This is a genomic window from Bradyrhizobium hereditatis (assembly GCF_020329435.1).
GTDB lineage: Bacteria > Pseudomonadota > Alphaproteobacteria > Rhizobiales > Xanthobacteraceae > Bradyrhizobium > Bradyrhizobium hereditatis.
This window is the reverse complement of sequence record NZ_JAGKJK010000007.1, coordinates 118259-132433: the sequence shown is the minus strand read 5'-3', so window position 1 is coordinate 132433 and position 14175 is coordinate 118259. Positions and strand designations below refer to the sequence as shown.

General features: G+C 62.0%; 18 protein-coding genes. 11 read left to right on the top strand and 7 right to left on the bottom strand.

Translation table 11 applies throughout. The annotated features are described in order from the left end of the window. The first annotated feature begins 4 nt into the window (after nucleotides 1-4). Nucleotides 5-301 (top strand): DUF6522 family protein, encoded by a 297-nt coding sequence (locus J6524_RS17850; RefSeq protein WP_225672840.1) that lies wholly within the window; start codon nucleotides 5-7, stop codon nucleotides 299-301. Here J6524_RS17850 and J6524_RS17845 read toward each other — a convergent pair. Continuing rightward, nucleotides 298-978 (bottom strand): SET domain-containing protein, encoded by a 681-nt coding sequence (locus J6524_RS17845; RefSeq protein ID WP_225672838.1) that lies wholly within the window; start codon nucleotides 976-978, stop codon nucleotides 298-300. The genes J6524_RS17850 and J6524_RS17845 overlap by 4 nt on opposite strands. 202 nt (nucleotides 979-1180) lie before the next feature. Between J6524_RS17845 and J6524_RS17840 the strand changes: the two genes are divergently transcribed. Further along, nucleotides 1181-1762, top strand: a complete 582-nt coding sequence (locus J6524_RS17840; RefSeq protein ID WP_225673223.1) for a hypothetical protein — start codon at nucleotides 1181-1183, stop codon at nucleotides 1760-1762. Between the two features lie 495 nt (nucleotides 1763-2257). Here J6524_RS17840 and J6524_RS17835 read toward each other — a convergent pair whose 3' ends face one another. Next, nucleotides 2258-2992: a TetR/AcrR family transcriptional regulator gene (locus tag J6524_RS17835; protein WP_376712037.1), complete on the bottom strand. Its 735-nt coding sequence runs from the start codon at nucleotides 2990-2992 to the stop codon at nucleotides 2258-2260. Between the two features lie 114 nt (nucleotides 2993-3106). Between J6524_RS17835 and J6524_RS17830 the strand changes: the two genes are divergently transcribed. The 4 genes from J6524_RS17830 to J6524_RS17815 all read left to right on the top strand — a co-directional run bounded on the left by J6524_RS17830 (nucleotide 3107) and on the right by J6524_RS17815 (nucleotide 6357). Beyond that, nucleotides 3107-4507, top strand: coding sequence for a carotenoid oxygenase family protein (locus tag J6524_RS17830; RefSeq protein ID WP_225672835.1), 1401 nt, complete (start codon nucleotides 3107-3109; stop codon nucleotides 4505-4507). A 246-nt stretch (nucleotides 4508-4753) separates the two neighbouring features. Then, entirely contained in the window at nucleotides 4754-5332 is a 579-nt protein-coding gene (locus J6524_RS17825; protein ID WP_225672833.1) for a hypothetical protein, read from the top strand. Nucleotides 5333-5374: 42 nt separating this feature from the next. After that, nucleotides 5375-5932 (top strand): inner membrane-spanning protein YciB, encoded by a 558-nt coding sequence (locus tag J6524_RS17820; RefSeq protein ID WP_225672831.1) that lies wholly within the window; start codon nucleotides 5375-5377, stop codon nucleotides 5930-5932. Nucleotides 5933-6060: 128 nt separating this feature from the next. Beyond that, nucleotides 6061-6357, top strand: a complete 297-nt coding sequence (locus tag J6524_RS17815; protein WP_225672829.1) for a hypothetical protein — start codon at nucleotides 6061-6063, stop codon at nucleotides 6355-6357. 152 nt (nucleotides 6358-6509) lie between these two features. Here J6524_RS17815 and J6524_RS17810 read toward each other — a convergent pair whose 3' ends face one another. After that, a complete protein-coding gene (locus J6524_RS17810; protein WP_225672827.1) occupies nucleotides 6510-7184 on the bottom strand; it encodes a DUF429 domain-containing protein in 675 nt (224 codons plus the stop codon). Further along, nucleotides 7181-8833, bottom strand: a complete 1653-nt coding sequence (locus tag J6524_RS17805) for a fumarate hydratase (protein WP_225672825.1) — start codon at nucleotides 8831-8833, stop codon at nucleotides 7181-7183. The genes J6524_RS17810 and J6524_RS17805 overlap by 4 nt, the downstream gene beginning before the upstream one ends. Before the next feature lie 215 nt (nucleotides 8834-9048). On the opposite strand from J6524_RS17805, the gene J6524_RS17800 reads away from it, so the two are divergent. The 5 genes from J6524_RS17800 to J6524_RS17780 all read left to right on the top strand — a co-directional run bounded on the left by J6524_RS17800 (nucleotide 9049) and on the right by J6524_RS17780 (nucleotide 11608). Further along, on the top strand, nucleotides 9049-9573 hold the full coding sequence (locus J6524_RS17800; protein WP_225672823.1) for a hypothetical protein: 525 nt from the start codon (nucleotides 9049-9051) through the stop codon (nucleotides 9571-9573). 74 nt (nucleotides 9574-9647) lie between these two features. Next, nucleotides 9648-10124: a hypothetical protein gene (locus J6524_RS17795; RefSeq protein ID WP_225672821.1), complete on the top strand. Its 477-nt coding sequence runs from the start codon at nucleotides 9648-9650 to the stop codon at nucleotides 10122-10124. A gap of 154 nt (nucleotides 10125-10278) precedes the next feature. Then, nucleotides 10279-10464: a hypothetical protein gene (locus J6524_RS17790; protein ID WP_225672819.1), complete on the top strand. Its 186-nt coding sequence runs from the start codon at nucleotides 10279-10281 to the stop codon at nucleotides 10462-10464. 94 nt (nucleotides 10465-10558) lie between these two features. Continuing rightward, entirely contained in the window at nucleotides 10559-11227 is a 669-nt protein-coding gene (locus tag J6524_RS17785) for a methyltransferase family protein (protein ID WP_225672817.1), read from the top strand. A gap of 21 nt (nucleotides 11228-11248) precedes the next feature. After that, nucleotides 11249-11608 carry a GFA family protein gene (locus J6524_RS17780; RefSeq protein WP_225672815.1) on the top strand — a complete coding sequence of 120 codons (360 nt, stop codon included), beginning with the start codon at nucleotides 11249-11251 and terminating at the stop codon, nucleotides 11606-11608. A 138-nt stretch (nucleotides 11609-11746) separates the two neighbouring features. Here the strand turns inward: J6524_RS17780 and J6524_RS17775 are convergent, their stop codons facing one another. The 3 genes from J6524_RS17775 to J6524_RS17765 all read right to left on the bottom strand — a co-directional run bounded on the left by J6524_RS17775 (nucleotide 11747) and on the right by J6524_RS17765 (nucleotide 13847). Further along, complete coding sequence (locus J6524_RS17775) at nucleotides 11747-12454, bottom strand: glutathione S-transferase (protein WP_225673221.1); 708 nt, start codon at nucleotides 12452-12454, stop codon at nucleotides 11747-11749. 250 nt (nucleotides 12455-12704) lie between these two features. Further along, a complete protein-coding gene (locus tag J6524_RS17770) occupies nucleotides 12705-12986 on the bottom strand; it encodes a hypothetical protein (protein WP_225672813.1) in 282 nt (93 codons plus the stop codon). A 216-nt stretch (nucleotides 12987-13202) separates the two neighbouring features. Continuing rightward, nucleotides 13203-13847 carry a lectin gene (locus J6524_RS17765; protein WP_225673219.1) on the bottom strand — a complete coding sequence of 215 codons (645 nt, stop codon included), beginning with the start codon at nucleotides 13845-13847 and terminating at the stop codon, nucleotides 13203-13205. Nucleotides 13848-14175 lie beyond the last annotated feature (328 nt).

Genomic DNA, 14175 nt, shown 5'->3' with positions numbered 1-14175 from the left:
ATGCATGAAACCGATCGAATTTGAAAATGGCGCCGTCCAGATCGACGCTTCCATCGTTGCCGAGGGCCTCGGCCTGACGCCGTCCCTGCTGCGACAAGAGATGCAGGCCCGCAGGGTCACGAGCCTGGCTGAACGCGGGGTCGATGCAGATGCCGGCCGGCATCGCCTGACCTTTTTCTCCGGGCACCGGCGGTTTCGCGTCGTGGTCGACGCGACCGGCGCGATCATTCAGCGTACGGCGGTGGACTTCGGCGATGCGCTGCTGCCGAAATCGGCGCGCAGACCAGTGGATGAGGCTTAGGCCTGAAGGGCGGGCGCCGGGGCCGGTCGCTTACGTCCCACCGACTTCTTACCGGCAACCTTGGCCCGGCTGCCGCCGTTCAGCGACTTGCCGTCCAGCGCGTGGCCATTGAGCTTCTTCTTCAGCTTCCGCGCAGCTTTCGCTCTCAACTTCTCTTTCAGCTCGGCTTCCGCTTTCGCCTGCTTTTCTGCCTTCTTCAGCGCTTTGCGCTCGGCCTTGGCTTTCAGACGCGCACGCTCCGCCCGTGCCTCGGCACGCTTCTTCTTGCGCTTCTTCTCGCAAGCGTCGCACTTGCAGCCGATCGGCTTCAGATAGGCCTTGAAGTAATCGGTACCATAGTCGTAGTTGATCTCCTCGCCCGGCTCGATGTCCTTGATGGCACGGATGAACACCTTGCGCTTGCGAGGCTTGACGTCCGACTCCGCGTTGGGTTTGCAGGCGTGGTTGATGTAGCGGGCGATGTTCTCGCGCACCGAGCCGTCGATGGTCCAGCGGTTGGTCAGCTCGAACAGATATTTGTTCTCAATCGCGTCCTCCTCCTTCTTCTTGGAGTCAAGAAGCGGCCCGAAGTAGCGGATGATCTTGGTGCCCTTCTTGATCGGCTTGGTGGCAAAGAGGCCAAGTCCGGTGCGGGAGCGCCCGACGCGATAGGGCTTGTGCGAAGGTATGGACGGCATGACGACTGAATGAACTGCACGCTTATGAAACGAGGAGCTGCGAAGCCGCTCTTCTAGGACGAATCCGCGGCAATGTCAGGTGTTTCGCGCTGTTCCATTGAACCTTCCCCAGATTGCACACGTCACATTGGCCGAAGGGCTTCCACAGCAAGGGCGGCAGATGAAATTCGTTCCCTATCGGCGACTTGCGGGGCTGGCCGCGATGGCCCTTTTCAGCGCCGTGGCGGGTCTGGCAGCACCGGCCAACGCCCAAACATTCAGCAGCAGTTACACGTCCACCGCGCCGAAGGATTGCCGGACGATCGGCAAGCCGAGCGATGTCGACGGCAGCGTCACGCGGGTATGTCCGGGCAAGTCGGGCCCGGTGGTACTGATCAGCGAGGACGATCTGCGCGAAATCGTCTCGGTCGGCCGTAGCCGCATGGCCGCCGCCAAGGAACCCGCCGCAGAACTCTGGTTTGGGCCGTTCAACTCCACGGCACACACCGTCGAGTGGCGAGTCGCTGATGGCAAGCCGTTCGCCATCATCCAGCGCTGGCTGATCGCTGACAATGGCGACCTGGACAAGAACGGCCGCCCGACCTCCAAGCCGATGCTGGCCGTCACCAGGCTACCACCGGGGCCGGTCTGCCACGTCGCCTATATCGACGGCCAGGCCAACCGCAACGCCAACGAGCTCGCGCGCCAGGCGGCAGACGAATTTGCGCGTGATTTCAAGTGCGGGAAGGACGAGGTCAAAGTTGTCGGCGAAAAGGGCGCGGCCGTGAGCCTCGCCAAACGCTGATCACGTCGGTTGCCCGGCGTGTTTTCGCCGTATTAACGTCAAAGCTTCAAGATTGAGTGCTTTCATATCTGATATTTCGCTGCGGCGTCACGCGGGGCATTAATGCACATGAAACTTCTGGTTCTCCTCATCGCGGGCACCGCCCTCACTGGCTGCTGCGCCTCAGGCACCGGCTGCTCGACTCCGACGGCCGGCGCCGGCGTGCCGATCGCCTGGGACGGGCTGGGTGAACCACCGACGGCAGATGGCGAGCAAGCCGGGCCGGCGAAGCCGAAGCGAAGGACGGCGCGCAATCGCGATCGCGAGATCGTTCTTGGCCCGCTGAATGAGACTGCTCCGACATCGGATGCCAAAGCGCGGTATGACGATTGGACGCGGCAGCCTAACGAAGACGCGGAAGCCGACGCAAGGCTCGCGCGGCAAACTAAGATTTGCAGGGGTTGCTGAGCGGCACGCCATACACAACGCCGTCGCGCAGCTCCGTCCTGACACATCCTACGACGCCGGCGGTCGCGGCACGGTCGAGCGCAGCATGGCATCCAGGAGCTGGTCTACCCCGGTGCCTTCGGGCAGCCGGTGCAAAATGTCCTTCAGTCGCCCGTCCAGCAGCAGCGTGGTGAAGCCGTGCACCAACGACCACGCCCGCGCGATCGCCGCCGCCTGCTCGAGCGACAGCTTTTCCAATGCCTCGCCCGTCACCTTCTCGTTGCGGCTCAGCCTCACGGCGGTCGCAAGTCCTTCGAACGAAGCCGTTGCCGCCTCGTGCAGCGATGGCCGCGTCATGTCGAGCCGCTCGGTCCGGAACATCAGCCCGTACATGCCCGGGCGCGCCTGCGCATAGGCGACATAGGCCTTGGCGCGCGCCATCGCCTTCATCAGCGGCAGCGTTTCGGTGTTCCCCGCTGCGATCATCGCCTCGTTGAAGCGGCGGAAACCGATGGCGGCAAGCTCGCTCAACAGCCCGGTGAGATCGCCGAAATGATGGGTCGGGGCGGCGTGCGACACGCCGGCCTCGCGCGCCACCGCCCGTAGCGTCAGGCCCGGCAATCCATCGCGCTCCAACACCCGCTCGGCCGCGGCCAGCAAGGCGTCATGCAGATCGCCGTGATGATAAGGACTCTCGCCTGCCGGCCGGCGACGGCGGCTGGCCGGCCTTTCGGTCGCGGTCCTTGCCGGCCTGCGCCTGGCGGCGGGACGATTCACTTTGGTTTCTCTTGATGTTCCTGCCATACGACTCTTTATAGCCGCAATTTTTACAGTGTAAAGATTTTGCTTGACGAAGATGCGCAACGTCCCTACTGATATCTTTACGATGTAAAGATTATAACCGGAGGAGGATGTGAGATGCTCGACGAGGTAAATACCGAATGGGCACGGACCAATCTGGCACCGATTCCGATGGAATGCGACGCGCCGCATCTCAAGGTGACCGGCGAGTTGCCGCGCGAACTCAACGGCACGCTCTATCGCAATGGTCCCAATCCGCAGTTCGATGCGCCAGGCGCCCACTGGTTCGTCGGCGATGGCATGCTGCACGCATTTCATCTGGAGAACGGCCGCGCCAGCTACCGCAATCGCTGGGTCCGCACTCCGAAATGGCTAGCGGAGCACGATGCCGGCCGCGCGCTATTCGGCGGTTTCGGCCGCAAGCTGCCGGACGCGCCGGCCGGGATCACCGACGATGGCGGCGTCGCGAACACCAACGTCATTTTCCATGCCGGAAAGCTCCTGGCGCTCGAAGAAGGCCATCTGCCGACCGAGATTGAGCCCGGCACGCTCAATCGTCTCGGCTATTGCGACTACAACGGCGCCATCAAAGGCCCCTTCACGGCGCACCCCAAGATCGATCCCGTAACGGGCGAGCTGGTATTCTTCGGTTACAATGCGATGGGCCCGCTCACGCCCGCCCTCTCCTTCGGTTCGGTCAATGCCTCTGGCGTCGTGACGCGGTTCGATCGCTTCGAGGCACCCTATGCCAGCATGGTGCACGACTTCATCGTCACCGAAAATCATCTGTTGTTTCCGATCCTTCCCATTACCGGCAGCATGGAGCGGGCGATGCGCGGCAAGGCGCCTTACGCCTGGGAGCCGGAGAAAGGCGCCTATGTCGGTGTCATGAAGCGCAACGGTTCGGCGAAGGATATCGTCTGGTTCCGTGCCGAAAGCTGCTATGTCTTCCACGTCATGAACGCGTGGGAGGAAGAGAGCCGCATCATTGCCGACGTGATGCAGTTCGAGGAAGCTCCGCTGTTCAATCATCCCGACGGCACGAAGACGGATCCGCAGAAATCGCGGGCGCGGTACTGCCGCTGGACCTTCGATCTCGGAGGGAATACCGATCGCTTCAAGCAAACCTATCTCGACGATCTCACCGGCGAATTTCCGCGCATCGACGATCGTCGCGCAGGGCTGGCGAACCGCCATGGCTGGTACGCCTGCGCCAATCCAGAGCTGCCGATGTTCGGCGCGCTGTCCGGCATCGTCCATGTCGACGGCAAGGGCAAACGTCTCGGCCACTACCGGCTGCCCGCCGGCGACACGATTTCCGAGCCGGTGTTCGTGGGCGGGCCTGACGCCGCCGAGGGAGATGGCTGGCTACTCGCCGCCGTCTGGCGCGCGCGAGAGAACCGCAGTGATCTTGCGGTATTCAACGCGCAGGATGTCGAAGCCGGCCCCATTGCGCTGGTGCATCTCGGCCACCGCGTGCCCGATGGCTTTCACGGTAATTGGGTCAGCGCGGAGTAAGCGTACACGTTCGTCATTCCGGGGCGATGCGTCAGCATCGAGCTGTGGTGGGCAATTGCGCCCCTGAGAATCTCGAAATTCCGCGTTCGGCGCTAACACGCGCCCCGGATGACGCCGTTATGCTGTTGTAATAAAGCTTTTTTCAGCCCTCACTTAATTTTGACACTGTAAAGATTTTCCTTGACGGCTCCAACTCGCAGCCTTACGGTATCTTTACGATGTAAAGATTAGCCTCGAGAGGCTCTCATGACCATCTTCCTGATCCTCGCGCCGTTCGGTTCGTTCGCCCTGCTGATGCTGGTGACCACGGCCGAGATCAGCCTCTTCGCTGCGGCCGCGATCTGTCTTGCGGTTATCGGCATCGACATTTATCGGGGCCGCTCAATCAAGATACTCGGCGCCTGTAGTGTCATCCTGTTCAGCGGGCTGGGCGCCTATGTCGCGCTGATCGATCCGCTCCTGAGCAGCTCCGCCGTGAAGCTTTCGGTCGATGTTGGCGTGCTCGCGATCTCGCTGGCCTCGCTGATCATCCGCAAGCCGTTCATCCTGCAATATGCGATTGAAGCGGTCGACGCCGAGACGACGAAGCAGCCCGGTTTTCTGAAGGCAGTCTATCTCATCACCTGGGCCTGGAATGCTGCGTTCGTCCTGATGATCATCGGCAACGTGCTGACAATCTACGTGCCGGGCCTGCCGCTCTGGTCGAGCCTCGTGATCGCCTTCGCCGCCCGCAACGGTGCCGCCTATTTCACGACATGGTATCCGCAATATCGCAAGTCAAAGTATGGTGCGCCGCCTGCGAACGCCCTCCCCGGCACCAACTAAGCCAGATCACCAGCCGCAACACGATCAGCAGAGAGCAACACGATGAAGGACGTATTCGCCAGACTGGGCGCCGATTTTTTCTCTACCATCGTGTTCATCGCGATCTATCTCGCGACCGACAACGTCTTACTGGCAACGGGCGTGGCGATCGCGGGCGCCATAGGCCAGGTGATCTACTCGCGCACCAGGGGCAAGGAGCTCGGCTACATGACATGGGCCAGCCTCGCGCTCGTTATCGTGCTCGGCAGTGCGACGCTCCTGACCCACGATCCGCGCTTCGTGCTCGCGAAGCCTGCGATCGGGCATTTCGCGATAGGCCTCATCATGCTCAAGCGCGGCTGGATGCTGCGCTATATGCCGCCGATCGTGTCGCAGACTATCCCCGAATACGTCACCTTCGCGGGCTATGCCTGGGCCGCGCTGTGTTTCGCGCTCGCCGCCGGCACCATCGGCATTGCCATGACCGGCGACATGAAGCTGTGGACGTTCTACGTGACGGTCGTTCTGGTCGGCGCCAAGATCGCGGCCTTTGCAGTTCAATACATCGCGTTTCGTGTTTTGGTCGGCAGCCGCCTTCGTGCTGCCGTCCAACAGGCCTAGGCAATACGCGTCAAAAGGATGCTTGAGACGGTTGGGCTTGTGTGGCGAGATAGGCTATACCGCCGATCGAGTGTAGCGGATCTCGCAAGCCATTCAGGTTTGCCGGGACAAATGTCGGGGAGACAGCAATGGCCGTGGACGGAAACTGGAACATCACCATGAGCACGCCGATGGGCGAGCGCAAGGCGACGCTATCGCTGCAGAGCTCGGGCAACACGCTGACGGGCACGCAGGGCGCCGACGGCAATTCCGGTGAGATTTTTGACGGCACCGTCAACGGCGACGACGTCGCCTGGAAGATTTCGATTACCAACCCAATGCCGCTCACCCTCGCCTTCACCGGCAAGGTTTCCGGCGACAGCATGTCCGGCGAAATGGGCATCGGCCCGATGGGCAGCTTCCCCTTCACGGGATCGCGCGCCTGACGGATGAGGAGGCCGCCGCGCCTCCTTGTCCTCTAACTCATGCAAAAGCGCAGGGTTCAATGGTCGCCCTCGTCTCGCTGGCGGGGGCGGCTGGTGGCGTTCGTTGTGTTCGAACCAGGTGACGAACTGCCGTTGAGCTGCGATCGATGGGATCACGACCAGATCTGCATCGGCAGGCCGTGGGCATCGCGTGGCGCCACGCCTTCCGGAAAGCAGCCAGTCGCATCGCGTGCAGCGATCGCAACGGCGCAAGCGTCCAGCACGTCATCGCATTTTGCGCCGGTACCGAGGCGTTCATTGGCCAACCATTTGTCGATCGCCCTGATCCCTGCCCGCTTCAGCAGCAGCCGGCGGATACGAATTCCAGCCTCCGACTTCTTCGCCGGTAGCGGCTTGCGATCGTTAAGGCGCAAGAAAACCAGTTCCGGGTGAGCCTCGCGAATGTCGTGCGCGCGATTGGCCTGCACGAACGTATCCACTTCCATGATCTTCGGCCCGAGATGCCAGAGCTGGCGCGACACGCGCTTTTGACCGCGCTGCAAGGCATCTCGATTGGCGCTGTCGGGATCGGAGAATTCGAGCCATAGCCGGCGGCGTGCGCCGGTGAACACGCGCGAAGAATGCGGCCGCAACCGCTCGCGGGCGAGCAGGTCACAAGCCCGCTCGCCATCATTGGTCATGCCGATGGGAATGTCGATCGCAGCGCGATCGAAGCGAACAGACAGCGCCTCGGCGATGTCGCGACAGAACCTGATTTCGTGAAGGTCGCCGTCAAGAAGCACGGCGACCCAGCCTTTGCTGAATCCATCGAGGCCGAGCGCCCTCACCCCAGGTTCAGCTCCTTGAAGAAGTCGTTGCCCTTGTCGTCGATGATGATGAAGGCGGGGAAGTCCACGACCTCGATGCGCCAGATCGCTTCCATGCCGAGCTCGGGATATTCGACGACCTCGACCTTCTTGATACAGTGCTCGGCGAGGTTTGCCGCCGCACCACCGATCGAGCCGAGATAGAAGCCGCCGTGCTTCTTGCAGGCCTCGCGTACCGCGACGGCGCGGTTGCCCTTGGCGACCATTACCATCGAGCCGCCTGCCGCCTGGAACTGATCGACGAAGGAGTCCATTCGCCCGGCGGTGGTCGGGCCGAACGCGCCGGAGGCATAGCCATCGGGCGTCTTGGCGGGGCCGGCGTAATACACCGGGTGGTTCTTGAAGTAATCCGGCAGCGGCTCGCCCTTCTCCAGCCGCTCGCGCAGCTTCGCATGCGCGGAATCGCGCGCGACGATCATCGTGCCGGTCATCGAGACCCGCGTCTTGATCGGATATTTCGACAGCGTCGCCAGGATCTCCTTCATCGGCTTGTTGAGATCGATCTTGACGACCTCGCCGCCGAGCGACTGCTCGACCGCGGGCAGATACTGCGCCGGGTTATGCTCGAGCTCTTCGAGATAGATGCCGTCCTTCGTAATCTTGCCGAGCACCTGGCGGTCCGCCGAGCAGGAAACGCCAAGCCCGATCGGGAGCGACGCGCCATGGCGCGGCATCCGGATCACGCGCACATCGTGGCAGAAATACTTGCCGCCGAACTGCGCGCCGACGCCGAGCGACTGCGTCATCCTCAGAATTTCCTGCTCCATCTCCAGATCGCGGAATGCGTTGCCGTCGGCCGAGCCGTGGGTCGGCAGCGCATCCAGATAGCGCGCGGAGGCGAGCTTCACCGTCTTCATGCAGAGCTCGGCCGAAGTGCCGCCGATGACGATGGCGAGGTGATATGGCGGACACGCCGCGGTGCCGAGGGTCAGCACCTTCTCCTTCAGGAACGCCAGCAGGCGATCCTTGGTCAGCACCGAGGGCGTCGCCTGGAACAGGAAGCTCTTGTTGGCAGAGCCGCCGCCCTTGGCCATGAACATGAACTTATAGGCGTCATCACCCTCAGCGTAGATCTCACACTGCGCCGGCATGTTGTTGGCGGTGTTCTTTTCCTCGTACATCGAGAGCGGAGCCACCTGCGAATAGCGCAGGTTACGGCGCAAGTACGCGTCACGCGCGCCTTCGCTGAGCGCCGCCTCGTCGTCGCCATCGGTGATGACGTTGCAGCCCTTCTTGCCCATAATGATCGCGGTGCCGGTGTCCTGGCACATCGGCAGCACGCCGCCGGCGGCGATGTTGGCATTCTTCAGGAAGTCGAAGGCAACGAACTTGTCGTTGTCGCTGGCTTCCTTGTCGTCCAGGATCGAGCGAAGCTGCTTCAGATGACCCGGCCGCAGATAGTGATTGATGTCGCCGAAGGCGGCTTCCGACAGCGCCCGCAACGCCTCGCGCGACACCACCAGCATATCCTTGCCGAGCACCTTCTCGACCCGCACGCCCTCGGTCGAAATCTTCTTGTAGGGCGTGGTGTCCGGCCCCAGCGGAAATAGCGGCGTGTGCTTGTAAGGCGGAACGGGCTTCTGGTCGGGAAAAGCAGTCGGGGCGTTCATGTTGACATCTCGGGTTGGAGCCGGCAGCGGCCGGAACGGCGCGGCGGAGACAGACCCGTTCTAAGCATTTTTCGACCAAAAGGAAGGTTTTGCTTGCCTGCCAGATCCGGCCGAATCCAGCCATTTGCGGCCGCGAGTCGGCGATTGAACCGTTCCGGACCCTCTTCAGACAAACCCGAGATTTTCGATGGTTCCGGAACAGACTTGCGATTGTAATGAGCTCCGCAACGACAGTGCCTGACGCTAGCCCGACCCGCCCTGCGCGGCTGCTTGGGCTATATCTGCTTCTGATCATCGTGGCCGCGATCGAAGCGTTCGAGGGGCTGTCGCATGCGCCAATGTTGTTCGGCGACACGTCGGCAATTCCGGGCCCGGGTGTCGGCGGCACAATCATTAAGGCCTATATTGCCAGTCACCCTGTGCTGGCGCTCGCCGCGCTGGCCTTCGCCACCGTCGGTCGGCTGCGTTACGCGATCATGGCGCTTGGTGCGCTGGTGCTGATGAACTGGCTGAACTACATGCCCTCGGTGGTGCGGCATGGCCTCGATTTCGACGGTTTTTCCTCCTTCCAGACTCCGGTCCAGATCATCGCGTTTCCGCTGATGGGCGCCTGCGCCATCGCGCTCGCCGCACGCGGCCAGCGGCTGGGGCTTGCCGCAATACTGGTCAGCATCCCCACCCTGTTCGGCGTCCTCGCCGTGATCGCCTTCGGGATCGGCGTCATCCTCTACGGTTTCTGACAACAAAGTTGACTTCCGTGCGCGCTCCTTGCAGGAAATCTGCGCGCGGGCTTATGCGCATGGGGGAATTCACAATGGCTTTGGGATCACGACTTCGAGGACCAATCCTGTTTGCCGCAACGCTGGCACTGGCCGCAGCGGTTAGTACTTCGCCCGCGCGCGCAGACCGCTGCGAGGATATCGCCAAGGAGCTGAAGAACCAGATCGACGGGTTGAAGATCAGCGTCAACACCGGCAACATGATCTATCTGACGCACCCGGCGGCGAAGGAGCTGTCGCTTGGCTGCCGCGGACGCAATTACACCAACGAGCTCTATGCCAAGGCCGACCGCAAGCCGAAGCCGGAATTCTTCGCTCTGGTCGCATCGGCCGGCGCCATCATCTTCACCATCCCAAAGCAGGACGTTGCGACCGGCTCCTCGCGCTGCATCAAGCGCATGGGCTTACTCCGCGGTGACAAGGTTTCCATGCGCTTTCGCCGGCTCAACATGGAATGCACGCGCACCAAGACCGAGGCCTCGATCGTGGTGACCCGCGGCAAGGACGAATAGGCCTAACCCGATCAGTCGCATTCTAACGATTCCGCGAGCCGCCCTTTCACCATTGGACGGGATTGACGGCGTCGGCGCGGGATTGCTTTGCCGGATTCACCAATCGTTCGTTTCAACCCAGCCAGGGTCGGAGGCAACCAACAGGATGCTTCCGATGAATGTGTCTGCTGTCCCCGCAACGGTGGTGGTCAAAGCGCCCGAAGTCCCGGTGTTCAAGGCCCCCGACAAGACGTCTGACGTCCAGAACGGCGCGCCGGCCGACGGCACCCGCAAGGCGCAGCCGACGCTGATCGCTCCCTTGCCGCCCGGTCAGGGAACGCGCATCGACCAGCTAGCGTAACGACTAAACGTCCCGGCCAGGGACGAAAACCAGCGCCGCAAGTTCGCCGAAGAATTGCGCGATCGTGTCGCCACGGGGGGAACGGAACCCGGACATGATCGCAAAACTTTTGCTGCAAAATACCATCTGGGTCGTTGCGCTCGGCGCGCTCTTGTTCGCCACGGCCGGCTCGCTGCATTGGCCGGCCGCATGGGTGTTCCTGATCGTTAGCGCCATCATCGGCCCTGCCTGCGGATTGTGGCTGGCGAAAACCGATCCTGCCCTGCTCGCCGAGCGCATGCGGCCGACGTTTCAGGCAGACCAGCCGGCCGCCGACAAGAAGTTCATGCTTGTCTTCGTGGTGGTGGCGCTGGTCTGGCTGATTGCGATCGAGCTTGACCGGCGCACTCACGCCTCCGACGTTCCGCTTGTGCTGCAGGCGCTCGGACTTGCGATGTACCTGCTCTCGACCGCCTTCATCATGTGGGTGTTCCGCGAAAACTCCTTTGCCGCCCCGATCGTGAAGGTACAGACCGAGCGTCACCATCATGTCATCTCGAGCGGGCCCTATGCGTTCGTCCGTCACCCCATGTATAGCGGCATCATGCTGTTCTTCTTCGGCGTGCCGCTGCTGCTGGGATCATGGTGGGGCGTCGCGATCGCGCCGGTGTTCGCTGTCCTGTTCGCGATTCGAGCCCGCATCGAGGAGCGCGCGCTGGTCGAGGGCTTGCCGGCTGACTATGTGGCGCGCATGCGCTATCGTCTAGTGCCCGGACTTTGGTGAGACAACGAAAGTATAGTCGCGATGCCCGAAAGCAAGACCTACACCGGCGGCTGCCATTGCGGACAGGTACGCTTCGAATGCACCACCGATCTTGCGATGGTCACCGCCTGCAACTGCTCGATCTGCACCAAGAAGGGGCTGCATTTCACCTTCCTTGATCCGAAGAGCTTTCATCTCCGCGCCGGTGAAGAGAATTTGAAGGAATATCTCTTCAACAAGCACGCGATCCATCACCAGCTCTGCGTCGACTGCGGGGTCGAGGTGTTCGCACGCGGCAAGAAGCCCGACGGCAGTGATGTTGTGGCGCTGAATGTGAGCTGCATCGACGGCATCGAGCTGTCCAAGCTGCAGATGACGCCCATCGATGGGCGGAGCCTGTGACGGCAGAGCGGTCATTCCGGGGCGATGCGTAGCATCGAACTATGGTGCGCAGTTGCGCAGCTATGATTCTCGAGATTCCCCGATGCGCGATGCGCATTTGTGGTTTGGTCCTAACGGACCATCCTGGAATTATGCAGACTAGGCATCCAGCGCCTTGTACCTGCGGAAGATCCCCTCCTCGTTGAACGGAATCCTTCGATCGCTCGCCAGATACGTCTTGATGTTCGGCCGCGCCGCGACGCGGTCGCGCAGTTCGACCAGACCGGGAATCTTGCGCTCAAAAGCCTTCATGCGTTTCGGGAAAGCATAGCGCAGTCCCTCGACGATCTGAAACAGCGACAGGTCGACATAGGTCAGGCGACGGCCGGTGACGTAAGTCCCGCCATTGGCCTTCAGCAGGTCTTCGAAATAGCCCATGTATTTCGGCACGCGCGATTTCCAGAATTCGTCCGTGCGTTTCTTCGCCGGCGCCTTCTGGTCTTCGTAGTAGAGCGACGGCCCGAGCGGGTGATGGGTGTCGTGAATTTCGAGCACCAGATCGGCGATCGTGAGCTGCAACTGATGCACCCACAATTTGCCGGCCTCCGACTTCGGCGCCAGCCCGTGGCGCGATCCCAGGTAAAGCAGGATGTTGGCGGTCTGCCCGATCACGAGCTTTCCGTCTTTGAGGAACGGCGGCGCGAATGGCGGCGTCCCCTTTCCCGCTTCCATCATGCGCATCATTGCAGCCATGCCGTTGCCATGGCGCGCAACATCGGCGTAGCGGGCGCCCGCCTCTTCGAGCGCGAGGCGAATATATTCACCGCGGCCCTGAATCATCGGCCAGTAGTAGAGCTCATAACCCATCAATGACACCTCCGCTGCCGGTTTGACCATAGCACATCATCGCGCGGCTCGTTGGCTGCGCCGAATGCGGTGTCGGTTGGACGGCTTGCGCGGTCGATTCGCTCTACGTGACAGGCGCAAAGAAAAAGGCCGCCTAACGACGGCCCCAAACCCGAACGGTTATCGCCATCAGCACCCGCGGCTTTTCACGAGTGCATCGCCCAGTAGCGAACGAAACCTCCAATGACCGTTTGGGCAGTGCCCCTCGGTCTCAATCGTCATCGTCAACAGGGTGCCAGCGGCGCATCGAGCGATAGCCGTAGCCTTCGTGGACAGAGTTGCGCATATAGGTCGGTCGTCCACGATCAGCATCGATGCGGACGCTGCGCCGCTCGTAAACTGTCCGCCCCCGGCCGTCGTGGGTTGTGATTGTATCGACACGGGTGTGAACACCGTTCGATGAGTTGGAGCTGGAATTCGACGACGTGCTGCCGGCCAGCGCCGCCGACGTGAACGCCACGGTCAAAATTAACGGGACAAACAGACGTTTCATCGCAAGGTCTCCGATCCCGATTAGAACCCGCCATGCACTCAGAAGTTCCGTGATCGACTGCCGGGTTTCCCGAATGAACAAGGAGGCTGCGGGAGTTTCGCGACATCGAGACGAACACTCGGATGTCACCGTCGTCGGACGCGCATTCGCGCGAACGGACCTCGATTGGTCGACCCGTTGCGTCACTCGCCGTGCGAGCACAAGGGTCTGCCGCCATCAGTTCGCAGCGAAGCAGTAGAACAACCCATCGCCGCCAGTGCTCTTCAAATCGGCCTGCGAGCAGCCGCCGTCGGGACCGCGCGAGGGATGCGAGGAGTTCCAGGATTTCGAGGCATCGTCATCACGCAAACCGACGCGGTCGGAATGACCGACCATTGCCGCGCCCTGCGTCGAGCTCGTCCAGTTCTTGCAGGTGCGATCCTCGCCGGCCGCAAACGCGGTGCCGTCCGCTTGCGATCCGGTCAACACGTCGTGGCGATTGGGCGTATCGCCGCGGCCATTGATGACCTCGCCCTTCTCGCTGAGCGCGGTCTGCTTGGTCAGACCGTTGGCGCCGTGTAATTCTGCTACGTCCTTGGCGACGACCTGGCCCTTTGCATTCTTCCACGGTCCCTTGCCGATGCGGTCGCGCGCATTAACGGCCGGTTGACCATCAGCGGCTTGGGTCGAGAGATAGGCGCGCCAGGTCTTGCCCCCTGCTCCCGCCGCCTGCGCCAGCGTCTGACAATGATTGTCGGCGCCGGCGAGACCGCCGAGATTGCCGCCATTGCCGATGCCGTTGCTGGTGACGAAGAAGCTGATGTCGGCGGACTGCGCCTGCGCGGGCGCGGGCGATATAATCGACATGGCGCCAAGCATCATGCCGGCCGGTGCGACGATCCTGGCAAGCTTGTTCATCTGGTTTCTCCCTGTGTTTTTTGTTCGTTGAGATCAAACCCAAGGCGACTCCATTATTCCGGTCGCGGTGACCTGATCGTGAAATCAATGGATTACGGAACCCATCTCGGATTCTCGATGCGGCGCGGCACGAAGTGTCGCCGCGCAGAGCCGGGACCCAAGCTCGCTCAGGGCCGGCAATGCAGCGTTCGGACGATGATCCGCATCGCCGAGAGAACGCTCCACCGCGTCCGGGACACCACGACAAAGAAAAAGGCGCCGCGGAATGAACCGCAGCGCCTTCGTCGTCGTG

Excerpts from the sequence above, each read along its gene's own strand:
- J6524_RS17820 (WP_225672831.1), top strand. The coding sequence starts at position 5,375 with ATGAAGGACGTATTCGCCAGACTGGGCGCCGATTTTTTCTCTACCATC.
- J6524_RS17840 (WP_225673223.1), top strand. The coding sequence starts at position 1,181 with ATGGCCCTTTTCAGCGCCGTGGCGGGTCTGGCAGCACCGGCCAACGCC.
- J6524_RS17785 (WP_225672817.1), top strand. The coding sequence starts at position 10,559 with ATGATCGCAAAACTTTTGCTGCAAAATACCATCTGGGTCGTTGCGCTC.
- J6524_RS17770 (WP_225672813.1), bottom strand. The coding sequence starts at position 12,986 with ATGAAACGTCTGTTTGTCCCGTTAATTTTGACCGTGGCGTTCACGTCG.
- J6524_RS17780 (WP_225672815.1), top strand. The coding sequence starts at position 11,249 with ATGCCCGAAAGCAAGACCTACACCGGCGGCTGCCATTGCGGACAGGTA.
- J6524_RS17765 (WP_225673219.1), bottom strand. The coding sequence starts at position 13,847 with ATGATGCTTGGCGCCATGTCGATTATATCGCCCGCGCCCGCGCAGGCG.
- J6524_RS17790 (WP_225672819.1), top strand. The coding sequence starts at position 10,279 with ATGAATGTGTCTGCTGTCCCCGCAACGGTGGTGGTCAAAGCGCCCGAA.
- J6524_RS17800 (WP_225672823.1), top strand. The coding sequence starts at position 9,049 with ATGAGCTCCGCAACGACAGTGCCTGACGCTAGCCCGACCCGCCCTGCG.
- J6524_RS17835 (WP_376712037.1), bottom strand. The coding sequence starts at position 2,992 with ATGGCAGGAACATCAAGAGAAACCAAAGTGAATCGTCCCGCCGCCAGG.
- J6524_RS17830 (WP_225672835.1), top strand. The coding sequence starts at position 3,107 with ATGCTCGACGAGGTAAATACCGAATGGGCACGGACCAATCTGGCACCG.
- J6524_RS17825 (WP_225672833.1), top strand. The coding sequence starts at position 4,754 with ATGACCATCTTCCTGATCCTCGCGCCGTTCGGTTCGTTCGCCCTGCTG.
- J6524_RS17850 (WP_225672840.1), top strand. The coding sequence starts at position 5 with ATGAAACCGATCGAATTTGAAAATGGCGCCGTCCAGATCGACGCTTCC.
- J6524_RS17795 (WP_225672821.1), top strand. The coding sequence starts at position 9,648 with ATGGCTTTGGGATCACGACTTCGAGGACCAATCCTGTTTGCCGCAACG.
- J6524_RS17805 (WP_225672825.1), bottom strand. The coding sequence starts at position 8,833 with ATGAACGCCCCGACTGCTTTTCCCGACCAGAAGCCCGTTCCGCCTTAC.
- J6524_RS17775 (WP_225673221.1), bottom strand. The coding sequence starts at position 12,454 with ATGGGTTATGAGCTCTACTACTGGCCGATGATTCAGGGCCGCGGTGAA.
- J6524_RS17845 (WP_225672838.1), bottom strand. The coding sequence starts at position 978 with ATGCCGTCCATACCTTCGCACAAGCCCTATCGCGTCGGGCGCTCCCGC.
- J6524_RS17815 (WP_225672829.1), top strand. The coding sequence starts at position 6,061 with ATGGCCGTGGACGGAAACTGGAACATCACCATGAGCACGCCGATGGGC.